Source organism: Pseudomonas sp. AC247 (genome assembly GCF_979258015.1).
Window position 1 is genome coordinate 6,513,859 of the sequence record NZ_OZ409829.1, and the last position, 26,018, is coordinate 6,539,876.

General features: G+C 60.5%; 21 protein-coding genes. 13 read left to right on the forward strand and 8 right to left on the reverse strand.

Features of this window, described 5'->3' with window-relative positions:
* Positions 1-31 precede the first annotated feature (31 nt).
* The 6 genes from ACZZ0B_RS29565 to ACZZ0B_RS29590 all read right to left on the reverse strand — a co-directional run bounded on the left by ACZZ0B_RS29565 (position 32) and on the right by ACZZ0B_RS29590 (position 7,303).
* Complete coding sequence (locus ACZZ0B_RS29565; RefSeq protein ID WP_008085196.1) at positions 32-913, reverse strand: symmetrical bis(5'-nucleosyl)-tetraphosphatase; 882 nt, start codon at positions 911-913, stop codon at positions 32-34.
* Positions 913-1,293 carry a Co2+/Mg2+ efflux protein ApaG gene (apaG, locus tag ACZZ0B_RS29570; RefSeq protein ID WP_008085199.1) on the reverse strand — a complete coding sequence of 127 codons (381 nt, stop codon included), beginning with the start codon at positions 1,291-1,293 and terminating at the stop codon, positions 913-915. The genes ACZZ0B_RS29565 and apaG overlap by 1 nt, the downstream gene beginning before the upstream one ends.
* 113 nt (positions 1,294-1,406) lie before the next feature.
* Positions 1,407-2,225, reverse strand: coding sequence for a 16S rRNA (adenine(1518)-N(6)/adenine(1519)-N(6))-dimethyltransferase RsmA (gene rsmA / locus ACZZ0B_RS29575; protein ID WP_008085201.1), 819 nt, complete (start codon positions 2,223-2,225; stop codon positions 1,407-1,409).
* A complete protein-coding gene (gene pdxA / locus ACZZ0B_RS29580) occupies positions 2,222-3,211 on the reverse strand; it encodes a 4-hydroxythreonine-4-phosphate dehydrogenase PdxA (RefSeq protein WP_008085203.1) in 990 nt (329 codons plus the stop codon). The genes rsmA and pdxA overlap by 4 nt, the downstream gene beginning before the upstream one ends.
* Positions 3,208-4,524, reverse strand: coding sequence for a peptidylprolyl isomerase SurA (gene surA, locus ACZZ0B_RS29585; RefSeq protein WP_008085205.1), 1,317 nt, complete (start codon positions 4,522-4,524; stop codon positions 3,208-3,210). The genes pdxA and surA overlap by 4 nt, the downstream gene beginning before the upstream one ends.
* Positions 4,505-7,303 (reverse strand): LPS-assembly protein LptD, encoded by a 2,799-nt coding sequence (locus ACZZ0B_RS29590; RefSeq protein ID WP_463546883.1) that lies wholly within the window; start codon positions 7,301-7,303, stop codon positions 4,505-4,507. The genes surA and ACZZ0B_RS29590 overlap by 20 nt, the downstream gene beginning before the upstream one ends.
* A 130-nt stretch (positions 7,304-7,433) precedes the next feature.
* Between ACZZ0B_RS29590 and ACZZ0B_RS29595 the strand changes: the two genes are divergently transcribed.
* Genes ACZZ0B_RS29595 through ACZZ0B_RS29605 form a run of 3 tightly spaced genes read left to right on the forward strand, consistent with a single transcriptional unit; the run spans position 7,434 to position 9,890 of the window.
* A complete protein-coding gene (locus tag ACZZ0B_RS29595) occupies positions 7,434-8,453 on the forward strand; it encodes an aminoglycoside phosphotransferase family protein (RefSeq protein ID WP_463546884.1) in 1,020 nt (339 codons plus the stop codon).
* Positions 8,450-9,121, forward strand: a complete 672-nt coding sequence (gene murU / locus ACZZ0B_RS29600) for an N-acetylmuramate alpha-1-phosphate uridylyltransferase MurU (protein ID WP_463546885.1) — start codon at positions 8,450-8,452, stop codon at positions 9,119-9,121. The genes ACZZ0B_RS29595 and murU overlap by 4 nt, the downstream gene beginning before the upstream one ends.
* A gap of 1 nt (position 9,122) precedes the next feature.
* Positions 9,123-9,890, forward strand: coding sequence for a TerB family tellurite resistance protein (locus tag ACZZ0B_RS29605; protein WP_463546886.1), 768 nt, complete (start codon positions 9,123-9,125; stop codon positions 9,888-9,890).
* A 101-nt stretch (positions 9,891-9,991) separates the two neighbouring features.
* On the opposite strand, the gene ACZZ0B_RS29610 is transcribed toward ACZZ0B_RS29605, so the two are convergent.
* Positions 9,992-10,981, reverse strand: a complete 990-nt coding sequence (locus tag ACZZ0B_RS29610; protein WP_463546887.1) for an alpha/beta hydrolase family protein — start codon at positions 10,979-10,981, stop codon at positions 9,992-9,994.
* Positions 10,982-11,054: 73 nt separating this feature from the next.
* Between ACZZ0B_RS29610 and ACZZ0B_RS29615 the strand changes: the two genes are divergently transcribed.
* The 10 genes from ACZZ0B_RS29615 (at position 11,055) to trpE (ending at position 23,441) form a co-directional block, all read left to right on the forward strand.
* Positions 11,055-13,457: a PAS domain-containing sensor histidine kinase gene (locus ACZZ0B_RS29615; RefSeq protein ID WP_463546888.1), complete on the forward strand. Its 2,403-nt coding sequence runs from the start codon at positions 11,055-11,057 to the stop codon at positions 13,455-13,457.
* Between the two features lie 24 nt (positions 13,458-13,481).
* A complete protein-coding gene (locus ACZZ0B_RS29620; protein ID WP_008085218.1) occupies positions 13,482-14,111 on the forward strand; it encodes a response regulator in 630 nt (209 codons plus the stop codon).
* Positions 14,112-14,463: 352 nt separating this feature from the next.
* Positions 14,464-15,588, forward strand: coding sequence for an ABC transporter ATP-binding protein (locus ACZZ0B_RS29625; protein WP_016983608.1), 1,125 nt, complete (start codon positions 14,464-14,466; stop codon positions 15,586-15,588).
* Between the two features lie 48 nt (positions 15,589-15,636).
* Positions 15,637-16,680 (forward strand): ABC transporter substrate-binding protein, encoded by a 1,044-nt coding sequence (locus tag ACZZ0B_RS29630; RefSeq protein WP_008085222.1) that lies wholly within the window; start codon positions 15,637-15,639, stop codon positions 16,678-16,680.
* A 198-nt stretch (positions 16,681-16,878) separates the two neighbouring features.
* A complete protein-coding gene (locus ACZZ0B_RS29635; protein ID WP_159814843.1) occupies positions 16,879-18,126 on the forward strand; it encodes an ABC transporter permease in 1,248 nt (415 codons plus the stop codon).
* A gap of 13 nt (positions 18,127-18,139) precedes the next feature.
* Entirely contained in the window at positions 18,140-18,964 is an 825-nt protein-coding gene (locus ACZZ0B_RS29640) for an ABC transporter permease (protein WP_008084123.1), read from the forward strand.
* Between the two features lie 210 nt (positions 18,965-19,174).
* Positions 19,175-20,323, forward strand: a complete 1,149-nt coding sequence (locus ACZZ0B_RS29645) for an iron-containing alcohol dehydrogenase (protein WP_463546889.1) — start codon at positions 19,175-19,177, stop codon at positions 20,321-20,323.
* A 79-nt stretch (positions 20,324-20,402) separates the two neighbouring features.
* Positions 20,403-21,077, forward strand: coding sequence for a ribulose-phosphate 3-epimerase (gene rpe / locus ACZZ0B_RS29650; protein ID WP_007918813.1), 675 nt, complete (start codon positions 20,403-20,405; stop codon positions 21,075-21,077).
* Positions 21,074-21,892: a phosphoglycolate phosphatase gene (locus tag ACZZ0B_RS29655; protein WP_053124372.1), complete on the forward strand. Its 819-nt coding sequence runs from the start codon at positions 21,074-21,076 to the stop codon at positions 21,890-21,892. The genes rpe and ACZZ0B_RS29655 overlap by 4 nt, the downstream gene beginning before the upstream one ends.
* Before the next feature lie 70 nt (positions 21,893-21,962).
* Positions 21,963-23,441, forward strand: coding sequence for an anthranilate synthase component I (trpE, locus tag ACZZ0B_RS29660; RefSeq protein WP_463546890.1), 1,479 nt, complete (start codon positions 21,963-21,965; stop codon positions 23,439-23,441).
* Positions 23,442-23,763: 322 nt separating this feature from the next.
* Here the strand turns inward: trpE and estP are convergent, their stop codons facing one another.
* Complete coding sequence (gene estP / locus ACZZ0B_RS29665; protein ID WP_463546892.1) at positions 23,764-25,671, reverse strand: esterase EstP; 1,908 nt, start codon at positions 25,669-25,671, stop codon at positions 23,764-23,766.
* Between the last annotated feature and the right edge of the window lie 347 nt (positions 25,672-26,018).

The window sequence follows — 26,018 nt, forward strand, 5'->3', positions numbered from 1 at the left end:
CGGGTTCCTGTTGCTCGGCTGAATGCGCAGTCTAACGCGGTGCGTTGACTGGCGAAGTTTCGGGGATAAGTGGTGCGACCGTGGGGGCGAGGCCGCCATGTTCATCGCATTTGCACGACAGGCGTTCGCCGCTGTCGACGTTCATCAGGGTCAGGCTGCCGCCCCAGACACAACCGGTGTCCAGTGCCGAGATGCCTGGCTCGTGGATATTGCCTTCAAGGGCCGCCCAGTGGCCGAAGATGATCCTCAGGCCCTTGGTCTTGCGCTCCTTGTGCTGAAACCACGGTTTGTAACCTGCTGGCGCGCTGTCGAGACCTTCCTTGCTCTTGAGGTCGAGTTTGCCTTCGGCGGTGCAGAAACGCATGCGCGTGAAATAGTTGGTGATCACGCGCAGGCGCGTCACGCCTTTGAGGTCGTTGTCCCATTTCGCCGGCTCGTTGCCGTACATGCCGTCGAGAAAGGCAGGCAACAGATTGTCGTCACGCAGGGCGGTTTCGACTTCGTCAGCGCACTTCAAGGCACGACGCAGCGACCATTGCGGCGGAATGCCGGCGTGGACCATGGCGACATCACGCTGTTCGTCGTAGTGCATGAGTTTTTGCTGGCGTACCCACTCAAGCAGTTCGGCGCAGTCTGGCGCCTCAAGAATCTCGCGCAGGGTGTCGGACTTCTTCAGTCGCTCGATGTTTTTCGCCGCAGCCAGCAGATGCAGATCATGGTTGCCCAGCACGCAGACCAGCGATTCACGCATGCCGTAGAGAAAGCGCAGGGTTTCCAGCGACTGCGGCCCACGGTTGACCAGATCACCCACCAGCCACAGCCGGTCAAGCATCGGATCGAATGCGACTTGCTTGAGCAGGCACTTGAGCGGCTCGAGGCAGCCTTGCAGGTCGCCAACGGCATACGTCGCCATCAGTGCAGGGCTCCGGGCACCGCCAGGCGGAAAGGTTTGATGATGGCGTCGAAATGTTTGCCGTCAGTGGCGACCATTTCATAGGTGCCCTGCATGGTGCCGACCTTGGTGGTCATTACCGTGCCGCTGCTGTAGGTGTGGCTCTGGCCGGCATCGATCAACGGTTGCTGACCCACTACGCCTGCACCACGCACTTCTTCGACATGGCCATCACCGTCGGTGATCACCCAGTGCCGCGACATCAGACGTGCAGGTTGCTCGCCATTGTTCTGCACGGTGATGGTGTAGGCGAAGGCGAAGCGGTCGTGCTCGGGTTGCGATTGGTCTGCCAGATAGTGGGTGACGACGCTGACATCGACCTGGTAACGGGAATCGGACATGCAAGAGGCCTTAAACGAAGCGGAACGCGGGGCGTAGCTGATGGGGAATCAGTCTAGGCAAGTATCGGGCAGTAAACCAGAGTGGCGTCCTGCCCGATAGCGTTCATCGTTTGTCAGTCGGCGGCGGGGGAGGCCGGGACCTGGATCGCGAGCTGGTCAGCCAGGCGTACGAACGCGGCCAGGTCCAGTTGCTCCGGACGCAGGCTGCCATCGACGCCGGCGGCTTCGATCTCGGCATTGCTGAGCAATTGCTTGAGGGTGTTGCGCAGGGTCTTGCGACGCTGGTTGAACGCTTCGCGCACAACGCGCTCGAGCAACTTGTGATCCTTGGCCGGGTGCGGCAGCACGGCGTGCGGCACCAAGCGGACGATCGCCGAATCGACTTTCGGCGGCGGGTTGAATGCGCCCGGGCCGACGTTGAACAGGTGCTCTACGCGGCAGTGGTACTGAACCATGATCGACAGCCGACCCCAGTCACCACCGCCCGGGCCTGCGGCCAGACGCTCGACCACTTCTTTCTGCAGCATGAAGTGCATGTCGCGAATGATGCCGGCGTTGTTCAGCAGGTGAAAAATCAGCGGCGTCGAAATGTTGTACGGCAGGTTGCCGACCACACGCAGGCTGTTCGGCGCGGCATTGAGCGTGTTGAAGTCGAACTTCAGCGCATCGCCTTGGTGCAGGTTGAAATTGCTCTTGCCGGCGAACTGCTGGTTGAGGATCGGGATCAGATCCTTGTCCAGTTCCACCACGTCGAGCTGCCCGCCGGAGTTGAGCAGGCCGGCGGTCAGCGCGCCTTGGCCCGGGCCGATTTCCAGCAGACGATCGTCAGGCTTGGCGCTGATGGAGCGCAGGATGCGGTCGATAACGCCGGCATCGTGCAGGAAGTTCTGGCCAAAGCGTTTGCGCGCCTTGTGTTGGTATTGCTCGGTCATAAACGGGTCTCGGCCATCTGGTAGGCGGTTTCCAGGGCGACTTGCAGGCTGCCGGTGTCGATCTTGCCGCTGCCGGCCAGATCCAGGGCAGTGCCGTGGTCGACCGATGTGCGGATGATCGGCAGGCCCAAGGTCACGTTGACCGCGGCGCCGAAGCCTTTGTACTTAAGCACAGGCAAGCCCTGGTCGTGGTACATCGCCAGCACTGCATCACAGTGCTCCAGATATTTGGGGGTAAACAGAGTGTCGGCAGGCAGCGGGCCACGAAGGTCCATGCCCTCGCCGCGCAGGCGCTCTAATGTCGGTTCAATGATGTCGATTTCTTCATGGCCTAGGTGTCCGCCTTCACCGGCGTGCGGGTTGAGCCCGCAGACCAGAATGCGTGGCTGGGCGATGCCGAATTTGTTTTGCAGATCGCTGTGCAGAATTCGCGTGACCCGTTCCAGCCGTTCCGGCGTGATCGCATCGGCAATCTCGCGCAGGGGCAGGTGAGTGGTGACCAGTGCCACGCGCAAACCGCGTGTCGCCAGCATCATCACAACCTGTGCGGTATGGGTCAGGTCAGCCAGAAATTCCGTATGCCCGGAGAACGCGATGCCCGATTCGTTGATCACGCCTTTGTGCACAGGCGCCGTGATCATCCCGGCGAAATCGCCGTTGAGGCAGCCGTTACCGGCACGGGTCAGGGTTTCGAGGACGAACGCGGCGTTGGCCTTGTCCAGTTGCCCGGCAACCACGGGGGCGCTGAGCGGTGTATCCCAGACATACAGGCTATTGGCGGGTGCCGGAGCGTCCGGCCAGTGATTCGGGCCGACATCCAGCAAGTTGATGGCCAGCCCCAGCTGCGCGGCCCGCTCGATGAGCAGGTCGCGGCTGGTGATGGCAATCAGGGGATGTGGCTGGGCTTGCGAGGCGAGCAGCAGGCACAGGTCGGGACCGATGCCGGCTGGTTCGCCGGGTGTCAGCGCGAAACGCTTGGGTTTCACTGCGCTGCCTGGTCTGCACCAGGGAGTTTGATCTCTACGTATGCTTCGTCACGGATCTGACGCAGCCAGGTTTGCAGCTCTTCGTCGTATTTGCGGTTACGCAGTACGGTCATTGCTTGCTGCTCGCGGGCCTGTTCAGTGCTGTCAGTGGCGCGACGGCCAAGGACTTCCAGAACGTGCCAGCCGTATTGGGTCTGGAATGGCTTGGACAGCTGACCCTGCGGGGTATTGGCCATCACTTCGCGGAACTCCGGAACCAGTGCGTTCGGGTCGATCCAGTTCAGGTCACCGCCATTGAGCGCAGAACCCGGGTCTTCGGAGTAGCTCTTCGCCAGGGTGGCGAAATCTTCACCGGCGACGATGCGTTCATACAGCGATTGCACCAGGGCCTTGGTCTTGGCTTCGTCGCGAATCGGGCTTGGCTTGACCAGGATGTGGCGCACATGCACTTCATCACGGGTCTGGGTCTCGCCGCCGCGCTTGGCCAGCAGCTTGAGGATGATGAAACCACCCGGTGTGCGCGCTGGCTGAGTCACGTCGCCGACAGCCATGCTGCTCAGCTCGCGATCGAAGGGAGGTGGCAGTTGCGCGGCTTTACGCCAGCCCATGTCGCCGCCCTCGAGTGCGTTGTCGCTGCCGGATTTGGCAACGGCCATCTGGCCGAAGTCAGCACCTTGCTTGAGCTGCTGGTAAACCTCCATCGCCTGGCGTGCGGCGTTCTGAATCGCTTCAGAACTGGCGCTTTCCGGGGTAGGAATCAGGATGTTGGCCAGGTGCAGCTCTTCGGACAGTTGCATTTTGCCCAGGTCGGAGGCGAGGAAGTTTTTCACTTCCTGCTCGGACACCTGGATGCGCTCTGCCACCCGGCGCTGACGTACACGGCTGATGACCATTTCGCGACGGATCTGGTCACGGGCGTCGTCGTAAGACAGACCGTCATGAGCCAGAGCGGCGCGGAATTGATCCACAGTCATGTTGTTGCGCTGGGCGATGGTGCCGACAGCCTGGTTCAGTTCTTCATCGGTGATGCGGATGCCGGAACGTTCGCCGATCTGCAGTTGCAGGTTTTCGACGATCAGGCGCTCAAGCACCTGTTGATCCAGTACGCCTGGAGGTGGCAAACCGCCGCCACGCTTGGCGATGGTCTGCTGAACTTCGTGGACACGCTGGTCCAGTTGGCTTTGCATGACCACGTCGTTGTCGACGATCGCTACCACTTTATCGATGGACTGTACTGCGGCGTTGGCCGCAGTACCCAGGAACAGCGCGCCCAGCATCAGCGGGCGCAGACAATCAGAAAGCTTGGTCTTCACGTTCACGATAACCTTGAATGCCTTTGTCGAGGAAGCTCTCTACCTTGGCGCCGGTGAGGCCGCCGAGTCCCTTCAGAACAATTTGGAGGAAGACGCCATGGTCGCCTTTTTCGTTTTGCGGAGCCTCCTGGCTGAACTCGTCATAGGAAACCCAGTAACGGTTGATCAGACGCAGTTTCCAGCAGCAGTTGTCGTACTCGAAACCACCGAAGGCTTCCAGCGTACGGTTGCGGTTGTAGTCGTACTGCCAGCGGCTGATCGCGCTCCACTGCGGAACGATCGGCCAGATGACCGAGAAATCATGCTGCTGGATCTTGTAGTAGTCCTTCACGTAGCCAGGCGTGCCTGGAGTGCCGTAGTCACCACCACCCACCGACCATTTACCGGTGTTCTGGTCGTAGCGAATCTGGTCGTTGCGATAGCGATAACCAAGGTTGACCACTTTGTTCGGGTTGTCTTCAGGCTGGTAGTGGAACATCGCACTGCCGGAACGCGGGCTGCGGCTATCCGGATCCCAGTTATAGTCGGCGGTGGTGCGCCAATCGCGGTTCCAGCGGTATTCGTACTCCAGGGCGTACGGCGAAACATTGGCATTGGCGTCGTCGCGGGTTTTGGCGTCGATACCTGGCAGTTGAACTTCACGATTTTTGAAGTAATAAGCTTGGCCGACACTGATGCGTTGACGCTCGAAACCATCGTCTTCGATCCAGCGGCTAGTCACGCCCAGCGACAGCTTGTTTTCGTCGCCGATACGGTCGGAGCCCGCGAAACGGTTGTCACGGAACAGCGATGAATAATTGAAGGTGTATTCGCCGGTATCGAATACCGGAATATCTTCCTGATCAACCTCGGGTACATAAAGGTAGAACAGGCGAGGCTCCAGGGTCTGGCGGTAGTTTTTGCCGAAAAACGATGTGTTGCGGTCGAAATAAAGACCGCTGTCGATGCTGGCAATCGGTACGCCGCGGTTCTGGCTACTGTCGAACTCACCATTGAGCCTCTTCTGCTCGGCAGTCATCGCATCGATTTGCGATTTACCCGTGCCGTCCAGATCCAGTTGGTACTGGGTGTACTGATACTTGAGCGACGGTTTCAGGAAACCATAGGTCCAGTTCATTGGCAGGCTGACACCAGGCTTCAGATTCAGACGATCACCGTTGGCGCGGGCCAGCCCCGCAACGTTGGTATCCAGACGAGGCGAGATGTTGCCATCTTCGTCGGTGAAGGTGCCGTTTTCAAGATCACGGTCAAAACGAACCAGTTCGGTCTCGTAATCGAATTTGAGGCCTTCTGGATGATACGGCAGGCTACCATTGAAGGTGATCTGCGGCAGTCGGCCATACGGGGTGATGTTCGAAACGGTAGCCAACTGGTACTGCTGGGCATTCAGGCGCGCGGTATAGCTGTCGCCACGATAGGTCACCGAACCCTGCTGGTTGACGAAGTCTTCGCTTTTCACACCGATCTGATCAGTGGTCAGATCCTGGAAGTAGTACGGATCGCTGATCTTGGTGTAGTCAACCTGAGTGAACACGCGGGAATCCAGACCACCCTTGTGCTGCCAGTTGTACATGTAGCGATTTTTTTCGTAGTCGGTCTGTTTGCTGCGATCGGTATCTTCGTCGTTCAGATACGCCGCACCGAACTGACCTTCGCTCGACTTGGTCAGGTAACGGAATTCGCCTTCGACCAGCATGCCGCGCTTGCTCATGTAACGCGGGTACAACGTGGCGTCGTAGTTCGGCGCCAGGTTGAAGTAGTACGGCGTAACCAGCATGAAGCCGGTATCGCTGCCGCTGCCGATGGTCGGCGGCAGGAAGCCCGACTGGCGACGATCATCGATCGGGAAGTAGATGTACGGCGTATACAGAATCGGAATGTCTTTTACGCGCAGCGTCACGTTGGTCGCGGTACCGAAGCCGGTGGCCGGGTTCAAGGTGATGTTGTTGCCCTTGAGCTGCCAGGCGTTGCTGTTCGGTTCGCACGTGGTGTACGTGCCGTCCTTCAAGCGGATGATCGCGTTTTCGGCACGCTTGGCGTACAGCGCATTACCGCGGATGCGTGATTTGTGCATCACGTATTCGGCGTTGTCGACCTTGGCTTCACCGGTGTCGAGCTGAACGTCAGCGTGGTCGCCGACGATCAGTGCGCCGTTGTCACGGATGCGCACGTCGCCATTGAGTTCGGCGCGGCTCTCGGCCTGATACAGGCTCGCCTCGTCGGATTCGACCTGCATGCTGCCCTGACGCAGGACGACATCACCGGCCAGCGTACCGACTTGATCATCGGTGTTATAGCGCGAGGCTTTTGCGCCGATAAAGGTCGGAGCATCGCTTTTGTTCGTCTTGTCATTCATGCCAGGACGAATCGGTTCGATATAGGCACCAGAGCAGTACGGACCGGTCTCGGCCAGTTGAGCGGCGGTGAGCTTCTCGCGCGGAACCCAGTCGAGGTGACTGAAGTCTTCGCTACGGGATTTCAGGCCGCGGCCTTTGGCTTCGGTGACCAGTGCCGTTTTAGGGGCTGTGTCGGCAGTCGAACCGTTCTCGCTCGCCGCTTCGCCGGTGGCACTGACGGCACTGCCGTCATGCACTGGACGTGGCGGCAACGCAGCAGCGGTTGATTTGGGCGCACAGGCCCAACCACCCGAAGCCGAGACGGAGCAGTCATACTGCTCGGCGGCAACAACGAATTGACTGGCCAGAGGTTGCATAGCCAGCAGACTGCCGGTTACCAACAACGGAAATTTTTTACGAAACGCGGGGGATTTCAATGCCATCTTATTAGTCCGGGCTTCCTGCGTGCCATCTGCCCGCGGTGTGGGCCGCACGCCTCTCGATGGTCTGAAAAAGATGCTGGATAATAAAGCATGACCCGCTTGACGGCTAGCGCCGTCGGAGACCCTTGCAATGCCTGACCAAGATGTACGCTTGCAACACCTGAAAGTTTGGCTCGATGAGCAGTTGGCAATCCTGTTTGCAGATCAGGGCTGGGGCGCTGTGCCCCCGGCCACGTTGACCGCGGCCAGCAGCGACGCGAGTTTCCGCCGCTACTTCCGTTGGGAAGGCGCTGGTCGCAGCTTCGTCGTGATGGATGCGCCGCCGCCCCAGGAAAACTGCAAACCGTTCGTGGATATCGCGTTTTTGCTGGCGAAATCCGGAATTAATGTGCCGAAAATTTATGCCGAAGACCTGGAACGCGGTTTTCTTTTGCTCAATGACCTGGGCAACAAGACCTATCTCGACGTGATCGATGGCGAAAATGCCGATGCGTTATTCGACGATGCCATGAAAGCACTGCTGGCTTTTCAGCAGTTGCCGATGGTCGCGCCGCTGCCGAGTTACGACGTCGCATTGCTGCGCCGTGAGCTGGAACTGTTCCCTGAGTGGTACGTGAAGCGTGAACTGGGCGTCGAATTCAATTCGACCCAGCAACAACAGTGGCAGCAGATCAGCGACCTGTTGATCGACAGCGCCCTGGCCCAGCCCAAAGTGCTGGTGCACCGCGACTACATGCCGCGCAACCTGATGCTCAGCGAGCCGAACCCTGGTGTGCTGGATTTCCAGGATGCGGTCTACGGCCCGGTGACCTACGACGTTACCTGCCTGTTCAAGGACGCCTTCCTCAGTTGGCCGGAAGAGCGTGTGCGTGGCTGGCTGGAAAACTATTGGCAGCAAGCTTCGGCGCTGAACATTCCGGTGCAGCCGGACTTTGAGGACTTCCTGCGTGCCAGCGACCTGATGGGCGTGCAGCGCCACTTGAAAGTCATCGGCATTTTCGCGCGCATCTGCCATCGCGACGGCAAGCCGCGCTATCTGGCCGACGTGCCGCGCTTCTTCTCTTATATAGAAGCAGTGATCGCGCGTCGTCCTGAGCTGGCGGAGCTGCAAGCGTTGTTCACCAGCCTGCGGGGTGGAGCAACAGCATGAAGGCAATGATTCTGGCGGCAGGCAAAGGCGAGCGCATGCGCCCGTTGACCCTGACCACCCCGAAACCGCTGGTGCGCGCCGGCGGCGTGCCCTTGATCGAATATCACCTGCGCGCCCTCGCGGCCGCAGGGTTTGACGAGATCGTGATCAACCACGCCTGGCTCGGCCAGCAGATCGAGGATTATCTGGGCGACGGCTCGCAATTTGGCGTGAGCATTCAGTACTCGCCGGAAGGCGAGCCGCTGGAAACCGGCGGCGGGATTTTTCGTGCGCTGCCATTGCTTGGTGACGATGCGTTTCTGGTAGTCAACGGTGATATCTGGACCGATTACGACTTCAGCGTGCTGCATCAGCCGATCAACGGCCTGGCGCATCTGGTGCTGGCAGACAATCCGGCGCATCACCCGACTGGCGACTTCAGTCTGGTTGACGGTCAAGTGGTCGATGGCCAGGCCGGCGCCGCGACCCTGACCTACAGCGGCATCGCCGTGCTTCATCCGCAATTGTTCGACGGCTGCAGCGACGGTGCTTTCAAACTGGCCCCGCTGCTACGCCAAGCCATGGTGCAAGGCGAGGTCAGCGGCGAACGCTTGAAAGGTCACTGGGTCGATGTCGGCACCCACGAGCGTCTGGCCGAAGCCGAAACCTTGATAGAAGCGAGTCGCTGAGATGTTGTGGCCAGGGACTCTGATTGGAGCCGGTGCGGGTTTTGCGATTGCCAGCATTCCGGGGGCCATGCTTGGCGCTTTGTTGGGACAGGCGCTGGATCGGCGTTTGCACTTGCAGAGCTGGGGGCATTTGCGCGAGAAGCTCGGCGGTCGGCCGATGCTGCGCAACGATGAATTGTTGTTCGTGTTGCTCGGGCGTCTGGCCAAGAGCGATGGCCGTGTTACCGACGGGCATATTCACCAGGCGCGCAACGAAATGCGCGCGCTGGAGATGAGTGAGCCGGCGACGCGTCGGGCGATTGCCGCGTTCAACCGTGGCAAGTCTGGTAGCGATAATCTGCGTGGTTATCTGAAACGCCTGAGTGCGCAGCCGCACGCGTCCGAAGGGGTTTTGCGTGCTTGCTGGCGGATGGTCTGGGCCGATGGCCGCGCGGGCGTCAATGAGCGTGAGTTGTTGGCGCAATGGGGCAAGTGGCTGGGCTGGACGACGCATCAGGTGCAGGCGTTGGCCAGTGATTACGAGCCCGGCAAGCGACCGATTGTCAGCGCGGCGGTGAGTTATCAGGACGCGATGCGTTTGCTCGGTGTTTCAGCCAATACCGAACCGGCGCAGATCAAACGCGCATACCGGCGGCTGCTGAGTCGGCATCATCCGGACAAGATTGCCGGCACGGGGGCGACGGCGGCGCAGGTGCGGGAAGCGACCGAGAAGACGCGGGAGCTGCACAGTGCCTACACGCTGATCCGCGAGCGACGCGATTTTCGCTGACCGTTGAAGATCAAAAGATCGCAGCCTTCGGCAGCGCCTACCTTGGAATACATTTCCTGTAGGAGCTGCCGAAGGCTGCGATCTTTTTGCTTTTGCTGTTATCAGTCGCTGTTCTGTGGATTCAACCAGCCGCGCACCCGACGGTACAACTGTTCCTGCTCTGCCTTCTTGTCCGGCAACACCTGCAACGCCACCTGGCTGAACGCCGAGGTCTTCAAACGCTTGCTCGCCTGCATGCGCTCCAGTGCGGCATTGCGATCCAGCGCCTTGTCCATGTAGAAAATATCCGCCGTCGGCAATTTCAGCGTCGGCGTCAATTCCGCCAGTGGCGGTTTGGCCTTGGCCGGTGTCTGTGCATCGACCATGACAAACTTCGCCACCTGCGCGGTCTGTTTCTCGCTCAAATAACGCGCCGCCCAATAAGCACCGGTGCCATGACCGAGCACGACAATGCTGCGCGCGCCCTGTTGTTCGGCGTAGGCAATGGCCGCGTCGATGCGCGCGAAGATGCGCTCGCCGTCTGCCTTTTCCTGTTCTTCCACGGTCTCGGCGACGACCTGATCGGCGACCTCGGCTTCACCGCCCGCGGCTTGCTCGATCGGTTGTGCGGTGGTGGCATCCTTGCTGCCGGTCTCCGGCGCTTTCGGCGCGGCGACGGGCTCGATGACGCGCGGTGCGATCGCATCGCTTTGCAGATCAGGCAGGCTGATACTCAGGCTGCTCCACTCGGCGTCGGGCAGTTTCTGCCGCAACGGGCCGATTGCCTGAGGCCAGTCAGCGGTTTCGCCGGCGCCTGGGATAATAATGACCGCACCTTTGGGTTCAGCGGTGTTGGCGTTTTTCCACAGGGCGAGGAACGTCTCGCCGCCAGCCTGCAACTGTTGCTGCTCTTGCGCCGGAACCGTACGGCCGAGTGCGGCGGCCTCTTCCTGACTACGCTCAAGCAGTGGCTGGCGTTCGAGCGGTTTTTCTTCGGCGGGTTTTTCTGCCGTGGCGGCAGGCGCCGGATCGGCGGCTTCGACGGAAAACGCACAAGGCAGGATCAGCGACAGGCACAATGCTGGCATTGCCAGGCGGTAAACAGAGGGCATCGGTTATTCCAGGCCAGAAAGTATCCCGGCAGCCTAATGGGTTGGTCAGAATTTGTCAGTGTATGAGACTTCAATGAAGCGATTTTGCTGCCTGTGGGTTATCGGCTGTTTGTGGTTTCCCTTGATGGGCTGGGCAGCGCCTGCGCCGCCGACACCGGTCGCACCATTGTCGCCGAGCCAGCAGCAATGGCTCGCGCAGCACCATGAGTTGCGCGTCGGTCTGGTCTTGCAGGCGCCGTTTGCGCAATACGACCGGCGTTTGCAGAAGCTGTCCGGGGCCAACGTCGAACTGATGAAAGCATTGGCCAGGGTGCTCAATGTCGAACTGAGCTGGCGCAACTTTCAAGACCTCGCGCAACTGGAAGCAGCGGTGCGCGAGGGCGAAATCGACATCGCCCCGGGCCTGATGCAAACCCCGGTCGCGCTGCGTCTCTGGCAATTTTCCGATCCGTACATGCGGGTGCCGCAACTGGTGGTCAGCGACCAGAAAGCCAGCGGCACGATCGATCTGGAAAAACTCGACGGCCAGACCCGCGTCGCCGTGCGCATGCCGAGCACCACCGCCGATTATCTGCGGGGCAACTATCCCCATCTCAACCTGCAAGGCGTGCCGCTCGAACGTCAGGCGCTGCAATTGTTGCTGAGTCAGCAGGCGTCTTATGCGGTAGTCGATGAGGCGCAACTCGGTCGATTGTCAGCAGAGCCGGAGTTCGCCGAACTGGTGGTGGTCGGTGATATCGGTCTGCCGCAATTGTTGCGGGTCGCCTCGCGTCGGGATTGGCAGGAACTGGCCGGTATCGTCCAAAGCGCTTTACGCGCGATCCCGGCGAAAGATCTGGAGCGCCTGCACAATCAATGGCTGCAGCCGAAATACCCGCGACTGTCGGAGTCGCCCGGTTTCTGGCAGAACCTCAGCCTGTTGTTCGCGGTGATGCTGCTCAGTTGCGTGGCGATCGTGTTCTGGCAGCGGCGCCAACAGCACAGCCTTGAACAGCGCCTGCTTGCCGCCCGCGAAGACATCGCTTTGCGCGCTGCCAGCGAAGAAGCGCTGAGGCTGACGCAGTTTTCCATCGATCAGAGCACCGTTGGCATCCTCTGGGTCAATTGGGACAGCCATGTGCGCTACGCCAATCGTGCGGCAGAGAACATGCTCGGTTACTCCGCAGGCGGATTGATCGAACGGCCGCTGATCGACTTCGAACCGGGCCTGCACATGGATCGCTGGCTCAACCTGTGGAAGCGTGCGCGGGCCAGTGAAGAAGGGCCGCTGAGTTTTGAAACCAGTTGCGTGCGCGCTGACGGCAGTATTTTGCCGGCGGATGTTTCGCTGAGCTTTTTGCGTTTTCGTGACAGTGAGTATCTGGTGGTTTACCTGACTGACGTCACCGAGCGCCGTCGCGCCCTGGCCGCGTTGCAGGAAAGCGAGGCGCGGCTGCAAGGCATCGCCGCCAACGTGCCGGGGCTGGTGTTTCGTCTGGAGCGTGCGCCGGTGACCGGGCAGATCGACTTTGCCTACATCAGCGAAGGCAGCGAGAGCCTTGTCGGTTATGCCCCGGCCGTCATCGCCCATCGCGATATGGGCCTGCGCAGTCTGGTCCATCCGGACGACCGGGCCAGTTATCACCGCACCCAGGATCAGGCGCTGGACACCGACAGCGACTGGTCGTGGCAGGGCAGAATCCTCACCCGGCAGGGCGAACAGCGTTGGGCCGAGATCAAGGCGATCACCCGGCAACTGGAAGATGGCGCGTATGTCTGGGACGGTATCGTCTGGGACATCAGCGAAAGCAAACGCATCGAACTGGAGCTGGCGGCGTCGCGTGAGCAACTGCGCGAACTGTCGGCGCACCTGGAGAGCGTGCGCGAAGAAGAGAAGGCGCGCATCGCCCGCGAAGTTCACGATGAGCTGGGGCAGATGCTCACGGTGCTGAAACTGGAGACATCGATGTGCGAATTGGCCTACGCGCAACTCGACCCAGGGCTGAATGAACGGCTGAACAGCATGAAGCGTTTGATCGCGCAGTTGTTCCAGCTGGTGCGGGATGTCGCGACGGCGTTGCGCCCACCGATTCTCGATGCCGGGATCGCGTCGGCGATCGAGTGGCAGGCGCGGCGATTTGAAGCGCGCACGCAGATTCCGTGTCTGGTGCAGGTGCCGGACAATCTGCCGGCGCTCAGTGACGCCAAGGCCATTGGCTTATTCCGGATTTTGCAGGAGGCGCTGACCAACGTGATGCGTCATGCTCAGGCGCATACTGTGGAACTGACGCTCGAGCTTGCGGGCGATGAGTTGTGCCTGACGGTCGCCGATGATGGCGTAGGATTTGTCGCCGCCACGGGTAGGCCAACTTCGTTTGGTTTGGTCGGCATGCGTGAGCGGGTGTTGATCATGGGTGGGCGGTTGGTGCTGGAGAGTGAGCCGGGGGAGGGCACCAGTCTTAAAGTGTGGGTGCCTTTGGATCGCTTTTACCCTTAAAAACAACAACCGAGGAGAGTGCAAGTGATCCGTGTTCTGGTAGCCGAAGACCACACCATCGTCCGCGAGGGCATCAAGCAGTTGATTGGCCTGGCCAAGGATCTGCAAGTGGTGGGCGAGGCGAGCAATGGTGAGCAACTGCTGGAAACCCTGCGCCATGTACCGTGTGAAGTGGTGCTGCTCGACATCTCCATGCCCGGGGTCAATGGTCTGGAGGCGATCCCGCGCATCCGCGCATTGAACAATCCACCGGCGATTCTGGTGCTGTCGATGCATGACGAAGCGCAGATGGCCGCGCGTGCGCTCAAGGTCGGCGCCGCCGGTTATGCGACCAAGGACAGCGATCCGGCGCTGCTGCTCACGGCGATCCGCAAAGTCGCGGCGGGTGGTCGCTACATTGATCCGGACCTGGCCGACCGCATGGTCTTCGAAGTCGGCCTGACCGATGCCCGGCCGCTGCATTCGCTATTGTCCGAACGCGAATTCTCGGTGTTCGAGCGCCTGGCCCAAGGCGCCAACGTCAACGACATCGCCCAGCAACTGGCGCTGAGCAGCAAAACCATCAGCACCCACAAAGCGCGGCTGATGCAGAAGCTCAACATCACCTCGCTGGCCGAACTGGTCAAATACGCGATGGAACATAAACTCCTCTGACAATCACTGCGGTCAAAACTGTAGGAGTGAGCCTGCTCGCGATAGCGGTGGGTCAGTCGCTGCAGTGTTGGCTGAGAGGACGTCATCGCGAGCAGGCTCACTCCTACAGGGGATCTCCGCAGCCGTCGGGATTGTGGGCATATCTGTGAGCGACAGGGGCTTTTGCTTGTTCTTGTGGCTCGCAGCTTGTCCCTTGTCACTGCCATATCCGTTTGCGCCATCCTTGTAGGGCAATCCCTACCCCCAACCTTCCATCCGGCTGAGGCGATTCTCTCCTGCGCCCCGATTTGCGTGCCTGTCAGCAACCACTAGGCTTAATCCACAAGCAGTCATCAACAACAAAGGTGTGGGTATGAGCCAGGTCGATACAAACGCAGGGGCCAGTGATGTGCTGGTCAGCTTTCGTGGAGTGCAGAAGAGCTACGACGGCGAGAACCTGATCGTCAAAGACCTCAACCTGGACATTCGCAAAGGCGAATTTCTTACCCTGCTCGGGCCATCCGGTTCCGGGAAAACCACCAGCCTGATGATGCTCGCCGGTTTCGAAACGCCGACTGCCGGCGAGATTCTGCTGGCCGGACGCTCGATCAACAACGTGCCGCCGCACAAGCGCGACATCGGCATGGTGTTCCAGAACTACGCACTGTTCCCGCACATGACCGTCGCTGAAAACCTCGCGTTCCCGCTGACCGTCCGTGGCCTGAACAAAAGCGACGTCAGTGACCGCGTGAAGAAAGTCCTCAGCATGGTTCAGCTCGACGCATTCGCCTCACGCTACCCGGCGCAATTGTCCGGTGGTCAGCAGCAACGTGTGGCATTGGCGCGCGCGCTGGTATTCGAACCGCAACTAGTGCTGATGGACGAACCCCTCGGTGCCCTCGATAAACAATTGCGTGAACACATGCAGATGGAAATCAAACACCTGCACCAGCGCCTCGGTGTGACCGTGGTCTACGTGACCCACGATCAGGGTGAAGCGCTGACCATGTCCGACCGCGTCGCGGTATTCCATCAAGGCGAAATCCAGCAGATCGCCCCGCCGCGCACGCTTTACGAAGAACCGAAAAACACCTTCGTGGCCAACTTCATCGGCGAGAACAACCGCCTCAACGGCCGCCTGCTCAGCCAGACCGGCGAGCGCTGCGTGGTCGAGTTGGGCCGTGGCGAAAAGGTCGAGGCGCTGGCGGTCAATGTCGGCCAGACCGGCGAACCGGTGACCCTGTCGATCCGTCCGGAGCGCGTCAGCCTCAACGGTTCGAGCGATCAATGCGTCAACCGCTTCTCAGGGAGGGTGGCGGAATTCATCTATCTGGGCGACCACGTCCGGGTGCGCCTGGAAGTCTGCGGCAAGACCGACTTCTTCGTGAAACAACCGATTGCCGAGCTCGATCCTGCGCTCGCCGTCGGTGACGTGGTTCCGCTTGGCTGGCAGGTCGAGCACGTTCGCGCGCTTGATCCGCTTTTAGAGGCGAACTGATCGCCCCGGCAATACCAACACCAACCCTGCACGTGGAGAGAACAATAAATGTTGAGATCCCTGAAGTTCACCGCCCTGACCCTGGGCCTGATGGGTGCGGCCAGCGCAATGGCCGCTGGCCCGGATTTGACCGTGGTGTCGTTTGGCGGGGCGAACAAGGCGGCGCAAGTCAAAGCCTTCTATGCACCGTGGGAAGCAGCGGGCAACGGCAAGATCGTCGCTGGCGAATACAACGGCGAAATGGCCAAAGTCAAAGCCATGGTCGACACCAAGAGCGTGTCGTGGGACTTGGTCGAAGTTGAATCGCCAGAACTGTCCCGTGGTTGCGACGAAGACATGTTCGAACAACTCGACCCGGCACTGTTCGGCAAAACCGAAGACTACGTCAAAGGCGCGATTCAGCCGTGCGGCGTAGGTTTCTTCGTCTGGTCGACCGTGCTGGCTTACAACGCCGACAAGCTGAAAACCGCGCCGACCAGCTGGGCGGATTTCTGGGATACCAAGAAATTCCCGGGCAAGCGTGGCCTGCGCAAAGGCGCCAAGTACACCCTCGAATTCGCCTTGATGGCCGATGGTGTGGCGCCGAAAGACGTCTACAAAGAGCTGGCGAGCAAGGGCGGCCAGGATCGCGCGTTCAAGAAACTTGATGAGCTGAAACCAAGCATTCAGTGGTGGGAAGCCGGCGCGCAACCGCCGCAATACCTCGCCTCCGGTGATGTGGTGATGAGCTCGGCTTACAACGGTCGCATCGCGGCGGTGCAGAAAGAGTCCAACCTGAAAGTGGTGTGGAACGGCGGCATCTACGACTTCGACGCCTGGGCGATCCCGAAAGGTCTGGACGCCAAACGCGCGGAAGCGGCGAAGAAGTTCATCGCCTACTCGGTACAGCCGCAACAGCAGAAGACCTACTCGGAAAACATCGCCTACGGCCCGGCCAACACCCAGGCTGTGCCGCTGCTGGCCAAGGATGTCCTGAAAGACATGCCGACCACCCCGGAAAACATCGCCAACCAGGTGCAGATCGACGTCAGCTTCTGGGCTGACAACGGCGAGCAACTGGAACAGCGCTTCAACTCCTGGGCTGCGAAATAAGCACGTCACACGGGCCGACGGTGTACCGGATGATCGTTCCCACGCTCTGCGTGGGAATGCCGCCCGGGACGCTCCGCGTCCTCGTGTGACGCAGAGCGTCACTGGATGCGTGCCCACGCAGAGCGTGGGAACGATCAGTAGCTAAAGTTCGAGGTGGTTCGCCGCCTCTGTAACGATCAAAGATTTGCGGAGTACGTCATGGCCATCGCCGTTCCCCTGAACGAGGGCAACAGCCCCACCTTGAAGCAGAAGCTCAAGCGCGCCGAGCGGGTCAACCGCTGGAAGGCTCAAGCGCTGATCGCGCCGTTGGTGCTGTTTCTGTTGCTGGTGTTTCTGGTGCCGATCGTGGCGCTGCTCTACAAAAGCGTCGGCAACCCCGAAGTGGTCGGCGGCATGCCGCGCACCGTGGCGGCCATCGCCAGTTGGGACGGCCGCGGCCTGCCCGCTGAACCGGTCTACAAAGCCGCCAGCGAAGACCTCGCCGAAGCACGCAAAAACCAGACGCTGGGCGATCTGTCCAAGCGCTTGAACATGGAGTTGGCCGGCTATCGCAGCCTGCTGACCAAAACCGCCCGGGCGCTGCCTTTCGCCAGCGAACCGGCCTCTTATAAAGAAGCCCTCGAAGCACTCGACGAACGTTGGGGCGACCCGGCCTACTGGCAAGCGGTCAAACGCAACACCAGCAGCATCACTCCGTATTACTTGCTGGCGTCCGTCGATCACCGCATCGACGACCTCGGCGAAATCGCCCCGGCCACCCCGGATCAGGCGATCTACCTCGACATCTTCGCCCGCACGTTCTGGATGGGCCTGGTGATCACCGTGATCTGCCTGCTGCTCGCCTATCCTCTGGCCTACCTGCTGGCGAACCTGCCATCGCGGCAGAGCAACCTGCTGATGATTCTGGTGCTGCTGCCGTTCTGGACTTCGATTCTGGTGCGCGTCGCCGCATGGATCGTGCTGCTGCAATCGGGCGGGCTGATCAACAGCGGCCTGATGGCCATGGGCATCATCGATAAACCGCTGGAATTGGTGTTCAACCGCACCGGTGTGTACATCTCGATGGTGCACATCCTGCTGCCGTTCATGATCCTGCCGATCTACAGCGTGATGAAAGGCATCTCGCCGACCTACATGCGCGCGGCGATTTCCCTCGGCTGCCACCCGTTCGCCAGTTTCTGGCGGGTGTACTTCCCGCAAACCTACGCCGGTGTCGGCGCCGGGTGCCTGTTGGTGTTCATTCTCGCCATCGGCTACTACATCACCCCGGCGCTGCTCGGCAGCCCGAACGATCAAATGGTCAGCTACTTCGTCGCCTTCTACACCAACACCAGCATCAACTGGGGCATGGCCACCGCACTGGGCGGGTTGTTGCTGCTGGCGACCGTGGTGCTTTATCTGATTTACAGCTGGCTGGTAGGCGCCAGTCGCCTGCGCCTGAGCTAAGGGGGAATTTGAGATGCTGAGTCCTTACATGTCGCCCATCGAACGGGTGTGGTTCTACAGCCTGCGGATTCTCTGCGGCCTGATTCTGTTGTTCTTGATTCTGCCGGTGCTGGTGATCATTCCGCTGTCGTTCAACTCGGGAAGTTTTCTGGTCTATCCGCTGCAGGGTTTCTCGCTGCAGTGGTACCACGACTTCTTCGCCTCGGCGGAATGGATGCGCGCACTGAAGAACAGCATCATCGTCGCCCCGGCGGCGACGGTGCTGGCGATGATCTTCGGTACGCTGGCGGCGATTGGCCTGACCCGTGGCGACTTCCCCGGCAAGGCGCTGGTAATGGCGCTGGTGATTTCACCGATGGTAGTGCCGGTGGTGATTATCGGTGTGGCGAGTTACCTGTTCTTCGCGCCGTTGGGGTTGGGCAACAGCTTCTTCTCGCTGATCGTCGTGCATGCGGTGCTGGGCGTGCCGTTTGTGATCATCACGGTGTCGGCGACGTTGCAGGGGTTTAATCACAATCTGGTGCGTGCGGCGGCTAGTCTCGGTGCTTCACCGCTGACGGCGTTCCGTCGGGTGACCTTGCCGTTGATTGCACCGGGGGTTATTTCCGGGGCGCTGTTTGCGTTTGCGACTTCGTTTGATGAGGTGGTGGTGACGCTGTTCCTCGCAGGTCCCGAGCAGGCGACATTGCCTCGGCAGATGTTTAGCGGGATTCGCGAGAACCTCAGTCCGACGATTGCCGCTGCGGCGACCTTGCTGATTGCCTTCTCGGTCATCCTGCTGCTGACCTTGGAATGGCTACGCGGGCGCAGCGAAAAACTGCGCACCGCCCAGGTCTGACGCTGATCGTTCCCACGCTCTGCGTGGGAATGCCTCTCGGGACGCTCCGCGTTCCCGCTCGAGGATGGGACGCAGAGCGTCCCCGGCTGTATTCCCACGCAGAGCGTGGGAACAATCAGGGATGCGTCATTCACCACCTGAATAGCAGACAACCCCAAATCCCCAGCTAATCTTGTGCCCAGCTCCCACATCTATAAGAGGCTGCGCACGATGAGTCTGTCCCAGTTCAAAATCGCTCACAAACTGATCACCGGCGCCGCCGCCATCGAACAACTGGCCGCCGAACTCACACGCCTCGACATCGACAACCCGCTGATTGTCACCGATGCCGCGCTGGTCAAATCCGGCACCGTCGAGCTGGCGCTGTGCCAATTGGGCGGGCGTGACTACGAGATTTTCGACCGCGTCCTGCCCGACCCGGAAATCGCCATCGTCGAAGACTGCATGCGCGTCTACCGCGAGGGCGGGCATGACGGCCTGATCGGCCTAGGTGGCGGCAGTGCCATCGACATCGCCAAAAGCGTCGCCGCGTACGCCGGATATCACGGTGCGCTGGAAGATCTGTTCGGCGTCGACCAGGTGCCGCGCAAAGGCCCGCCGCTGATCGCCATCCCGACCACCGCCGGCACCGGTTCCGAAGTCACCAACGTCGCAATTCTCTCGGACAAAGTCGCGCAACTGAAGAAAGGCATCGTCAGCGACTATCTTTTGCCGGACGTCGCATTGGTCAGCCCGCAGATGACCCTGACCTGCCCGCGCAGCGTCACCGCTGCCAGTGGCGTCGACGCGCTGGTGCACGCCATCGAATCCTATCTGTCGGTCAACGCCTCGCCGATCACCGACTCGCTGGCCATCGGCGCGATCAAGCTGATCGCCAAAGCCCTGCCCAAGGCCTACGCCAACGGCGCCAATCTGCAAGCGCGCGAAGACATGGCCACCGCCAGCCTGATGGCCGGTATGGCGTTCGGCAATGCCGGGGTCGGTGCGGTGCATGCGCTGGCGTATCCGCTGGGCGGGCGCTTCAACATCGCCCATGGCGTCAGCAATGCCTTGCTGCTGCCGTATGTCATGACCTGGAACAAGATGGCCTGCGTCGAGCGCATGCAGGATATTGCCGAAGCCATGGGGGTGAAGACCGCTCATCTGAGCCCCGCCGAAGCCGCCGACAAAGCCGTGCAGGCGATGACCGACCTGTGCGCAGCGGTGGAAATTCCTGCCGGGCTGCGCAGTTTCGGTGTGCCGGAAGAAGCGATCCCGGCCATGGCCGCAGAAGCCGCGGGGATCGAGCGCTTGATGCGCAATAACCCGCGCAAACTCAGCGCCGTCGATATCGAGAAGATTTACCGAGCGGCGTACTGATCATCGCGGTCACGGTGCGCGCAGCAATGCATGAGGCTACAATGCGCGCCATCGTGATTTAGCTCAGAAAAGGTGCGTCATGCAGCCCTTCGTAATTGCTCCGTCGATTCTCTCCGCCGACTTCGCCCGCCTCGGCGAGGAAGTCGACAACGTTCTCGCCGCTGGCGCCGACTTTGTCCACTTCGACGTCATGGACAACCACTACGTACCCAACCTGACCATCGGCCCGATGGTTTGCGCGGCGTTGCGCAAGTACGGTGTCACCGCGCCGATCGACGCGCACCTGATGGTCAGCCCGGTGGATCGCATCGTTGGCGACTTCATCGAAGCCGGCGCGACTTACATCACCTTCCACCCGGAAGCCACGCTGCACGTTGATCGCTCGCTGCAGCTGATCCGTGAAGGCGGCTGCAAATCCGGTCTGGTGTTCAACCCGGCGACCCCGCTGGACGTGCTCAAGTACGTGATCGACAAGGTCGACATGGTCTTGCTGATGAGCGTCAACCCGGGTTTCGGCGGGCAGAAATTCATTCCCGGTACCCTCGACAAACTGCGTGAAGCGCGGGCGATCATCGATGCTTCGGGCCGTGACATCCGTCTGGAAATCGACGGCGGTGTCAACGTTAACAATATTCGCGAAATCGCCGCGGCTGGCGCTGACACTTTTGTCGCCGGCTCGGCAATCTTCAATGCGCCGAACTACCAGGAAGTCATCGACAAGATGCGCTCCGAACTGGCGCTGGCGCGCCCATGAGCGGATTTGAGCAGCTGTTCCCGGGAAAACTGCCACGGCTGGTGATGTTCGATCTGGATGGCACGCTGATCGACTCGGTTCCAGACCTGGCAGCGGCGGTGGACACCATGCTGCTCTCCCTCGGCCGCCAGCCTGCCGGCATCGAAGCGGTGCGCGAGTGGGTTGGCAACGGCGCGCCGGTTCTGGTGCGCCGTGCTTTGGCCGGTGGCATCGATCATTCGGCGGTGGATGACGTCGAGGCCGAGCATGCGCTGGAAGTGTTCATGGAGGCTTACGGCGCCAGCCATGAGCTGACCGTGGTCTATCCCGGCGTGCGCGACACCCTCAAGTGGCTGCACAAGCAAGGCGTGGCCATGGCGCTGATCACCAACAAGCCCGAGCGCTTTGTCGCGCCGTTGCTGGATCAGATGAAGATCGGCCGCTACTTCAAGTGGATCATCGGCGGCGATACCTTGCCGCAGAAGAAGCCTGACCCGGCGGCGCTGTTTTTCGTGATGAAAATGGCCAACATCCCGGCCTCGCAATCGTTGTTCGTCGGCGATTCGCGCAGCGATGTGCTGGCGGCGAAAGCGGCGGGGGTCAAGTGCGTGGCGCTGAGTTACGGCTACAACCATGGCCGACCGATTGCCGAAGAATCGCCGGCGCTGGTGATCGACGATCTGCGCAAGCTAATTCCCGGTTGCCTCGGTTCGGCCGCTGAGATAACGTTGCCCGACGCTTCTCAATCCCATTCTGGAAACGCCATCGTGGTGGTCACTCGCAAACTCTGGATGAAAGTCATCAAGGCCCTGGCCCGCTGGCGTTGGCGCGCCTGACTTCTTTCTGGCCGGCCTGCCGGCGCGTTTGCATACCTGACTGATAGCACCTCACACCACGAGGCACCTTATGATCCGCGAAGAATTCCTGCGCTTGGCCGCTGACGGCTACAACCGCATTCCGTTGGCCTGCGAAACCCTGGCCGACTTCGACACGCCGCTGTCGATCTACCTGAAACTGGCCGACCAGCCCAACTCCTACCTGCTCGAATCGGTGCAGGGTGGCGAGAAGTGGGGGCGTTACTCGATCATCGGTCTGCCGTGCCGCACGGTCATGCGCGTTCACGATCATCACGTCAGCATCACCGTTGATGGCGTCGAGACCGAAAGCCACGACGTTGAAGACCCACTGGCCTTCGTCGAATCCTTCAAGGCGCGTTACAACGTGCCGACCATTGCCGGTCTGCCGCGCTTCAACGGTGGTCTGGTGGGTTACTTCGGTTACGACTGCGTGCGTTATGTCGAGAAGCGCTTGGGCAAGTGCCCTAACCCGGATCCATTGGGTGTGCCGGATATTTTGCTGATGGTGTCCGACGCCGTTGTGGTGTTCGACAACCTCGCCGGCAAGATGCACGCGATCGTTCTCGCCGACCCTGCGCAGGCCGATGCTTTCGAACAAGGTCAGGCACGTTTGCAGGAATTGCTGGAGCAACTGCGCCAGCCGATCACCCCGCGCCGTGGCCTGGATTTCAGCAAGCAGCAATCGGCTGATCCAGTATTCCGTTCCAGTTTTACTCAGGACGATTACGAAAAAGCCGTCGACACCATCAAGGAATACATCCTCGCCGGTGACTGCATGCAGGTCGTGCCGTCGCAGCGCATGTCGATCGACTTCAACGCTGCACCGATTGATCTGTACCGCGCGCTGCGTTGCTTCAACCCGACGCCGTACATGTACTTCTTCAACTTCGGCGACTTCCACGTCGTCGGCAGTTCGCCGGAAGTGCTGGTGCGCGTCGAAGACAATTTGATTACCGTGCGCCCGATCGCCGGCACACGCCCACGTGGCGCGACCGAAGAAGCCGATCTGGCGCTGGAAGAAGATCTGCTGTCGGACGACAAAGAGATCGCCGAGCATTTGATGCTGATCGATTTGGGCCGTAATGATACGGGGCGTGTTTCGGAGATTGGTTCGGTGAAGCTCACCGAGAAAATGGTCATCGAGCGTTATTCCAACGTGATGCACATCGTTTCCAACGTCACCGGCCAGCTGAAAGATGGGCTGACGGCGATGGACGCACTGCGGGCAATTCTGCCGGCGGGCACCTTGTCCGGCGCTCCGAAGATTCGTGCGATGGAAATCATCGACGAACTGGAGCCGGTCAAGCGTGGTGTGTATGGCGGCGCGGTCGGTTACTTCGCCTGGAACGGCAACATGGACACCGCGATTGCCATCCGCACCGCAGTGATCAAAAACGGCGAACTGCACGTGCAGGCCGGTGGCGGCATCGTCGCCGACTCGGTGCCGGCCCTGGAATGGGAAGAAACCCTGAACAAACGCCGCGCCATGTTCCGCGCCGTGGCCCTGGCCGAACAAACCCCGGACTGATCCCAACCCTCTGTGGGGGAGGGCTTGTGTGGTATGGGGATTTATCTTTGGTGTGGGATTCATTGTGGCGAGGGGATTTATCCCCGCTCGGCTGCGCAGCAGTCGTGAAACCATCGCACGCGGTTTACCTGATACACCGCGGTGATTGGTTTCGGGGCCGCTTCGCACCCCAACGGGGATAAATCCCCTCGCCACAGGTAAATGTCTCTCACCCCAGAAAATGAGCCATAAAAAAGCGGCGCCTGTGAGGGCGCCGCTTTTTTATGCCCTGCAACAACCCCCTGTAGGAGCTGCCGCAGGCTGCGATCTTTCGATCTACCGCTTAAAAATCCAACACCACCCCAACATTCACTCCCTGCTGGGTAAAGTCATCATCCTTGCGCAACGAATACCCGCCACGCAACGCCAGATCCGCCGTCAGCTTATGGCTCACGCCCAGACTCAACCGATTCAAATGGCTCTGCGGCGTATACCCATCAAGTTTGAAGTCATTCGCCGGCAAGGTATTCAGCGCGATATTGACCTTCTGCACGTCATCTTCGTACTCGCGCTCGTGCGCGTACTCACCAAACACTTGGGTTTGCGGGGTGAAGTTGTACTTGCCCTGAATACCAACGCCCAGACGTTTCGAATCGCGGGTCTGATCATCGAAGGTCAGCGCTGTAGCGCGGTTGCTCTTCTCTGAATAACCATCGACATCGACGCTGGCGTAGTCGGCGCTGACGAACGGCGACAGATGCCATTCGCTGCCCGGCTGGGCAATGTCGTAACCGATGCGCGTGCTGAATGCCCAGAGGCTGCCGTCGGTATCACCTTTCTCCGCACCTTCGCTGGCGCCCAGATCAAACTTGCGCTTGAGGTTGTCGTAGTCGAGCTTGCCACCGGTCAACGCGGCGTCGGCCCACCAGCGATTCTGCTGGAACTGGGCGAATGCGGTGGCCATGTAGCTGTTGAGCTTGTAGTCCGAATCGTTATGCCCGGCCTCCAGATTCTGCCGGTAGAAACCACCCGCCACACCGACACGCCACGCTTCGTTGAGACGATAGCTGCCGCCGACGTTAAGGTTGTAACCGCTGCCGTCGGCGCTGGCGCCGCTGCTTTGGCTGTCGACATCCAGATGCTGGCCGCCGGCGGAAACAATCGCCCGCCACTGGCCGACCGCTTGCCAGTTCTCCCAATCCGCCTGCCATTGGTTACGCAGTTCATCCTGATGCGCGCGCACGGTGGCGTGGGCCATTTCCGGCAGTAGCGTCAGTTCCCACGGCGCCGCCAACAGGGAATAGGCGTAGTCGGAGATCAGTTTTTGCCCGGCTTCGGTCGGGTGCACGCCGTCGTTGTAAATCAGCTTGGTCGGATCCGGCGTTGCACTGTTGATGCCGTAACGGGCGTTTTCCGGGCAACCGCTGCCGCTGAAGCACGTCGCGGTGAGGTTCTGATCAGTGGCCAAGCCAAAACGCCCCGGATCGGCGAACACTTCCGACAGCAAAACCGGAATGTTCAGCGGAATAATTTCCGCGTTGATGCCTTGCAGGCGCGTGACCAACTGGCTGTTGAACTGCGCGGCGAGCTGGCTGCTGAACGCTTGCAGCGGTGTGCCGTTGATGGCTGGGGTCAGGCCGACATCAGGCAACAGCCAGACCATCACGTATTTGGCCCCGGCTGTTTGCAGCGCTTGCACACTGTCAGCCAGGCGATCGGCGCCGGCGTTGGCTTGCGGCAGGCTGAGGATGCGGCCTTGGAGGAAGTCGTTACCGCCACCGGAAATGTAATAGAGCGCATTCGGGTCGGCGCGGAAGCCGTTCGAGGGCAGATAGCCGGCGCGGGTGCGTTCGCCGGTGGCCGACTGCGTAGTGATCGAATCGAGAATCTGGTCGGTGCGATAACCGCCGACCGCCCAGTTGTTGCCGTCAGCCTGGCCATTCTCGGCACGCACGGCCGAGCTGGAGGAGGCGGTTTGATCGGGGGTGAAGCCGAGACGTGCGCCCAGCCGTTGGGTGGCGTTCAGATCGCGGGATTCGCCGCTGCCGTCCAGATAAATGGGGCCGGTGCGGTTGGTGTAGCGCTGGGTAGAACCGGCCGGGCCGCCGGTGTCCCTGAAGGTGCCGGCATCGTTGAGGCTGTCGCCAAACACCACGAAATTCGAGTAGGGATTGGGGGCGGCATTGGCCTGAGCACAAGCCAGTGCGAGCAGGCAACCAGCCAGCGGTACAAACAACGTCTGTTTGATCATGAGCAAGTCCGTTTATTTATTGTTGTAGGTGAACGAAACGACAGTACCAAAAACTTCCGGCCTTTTGCCATCGGTCGCGAACCCTCGCGCAGATTTAACCCCCATACGCCCGGCCATATTGCACGCTCCGCCCAGCTAAGTTACTGTGCCGGAACGTATGAACGAGACCTTCCCCGTGTTGATCACCAGCAAACTTCTGGATCAAGTCATCAAGGCACACGCCCGCTGGCGTTGGCGCGCCTGAATCTTTTCTGCCGGCCCCGCCGGATCTGTATCGCTCTGCCTTCCTTGCCTGTTTGAAATGCCGCTGTGCCGACGCATCTACCTGCGTCCGACATCGTGCAGCG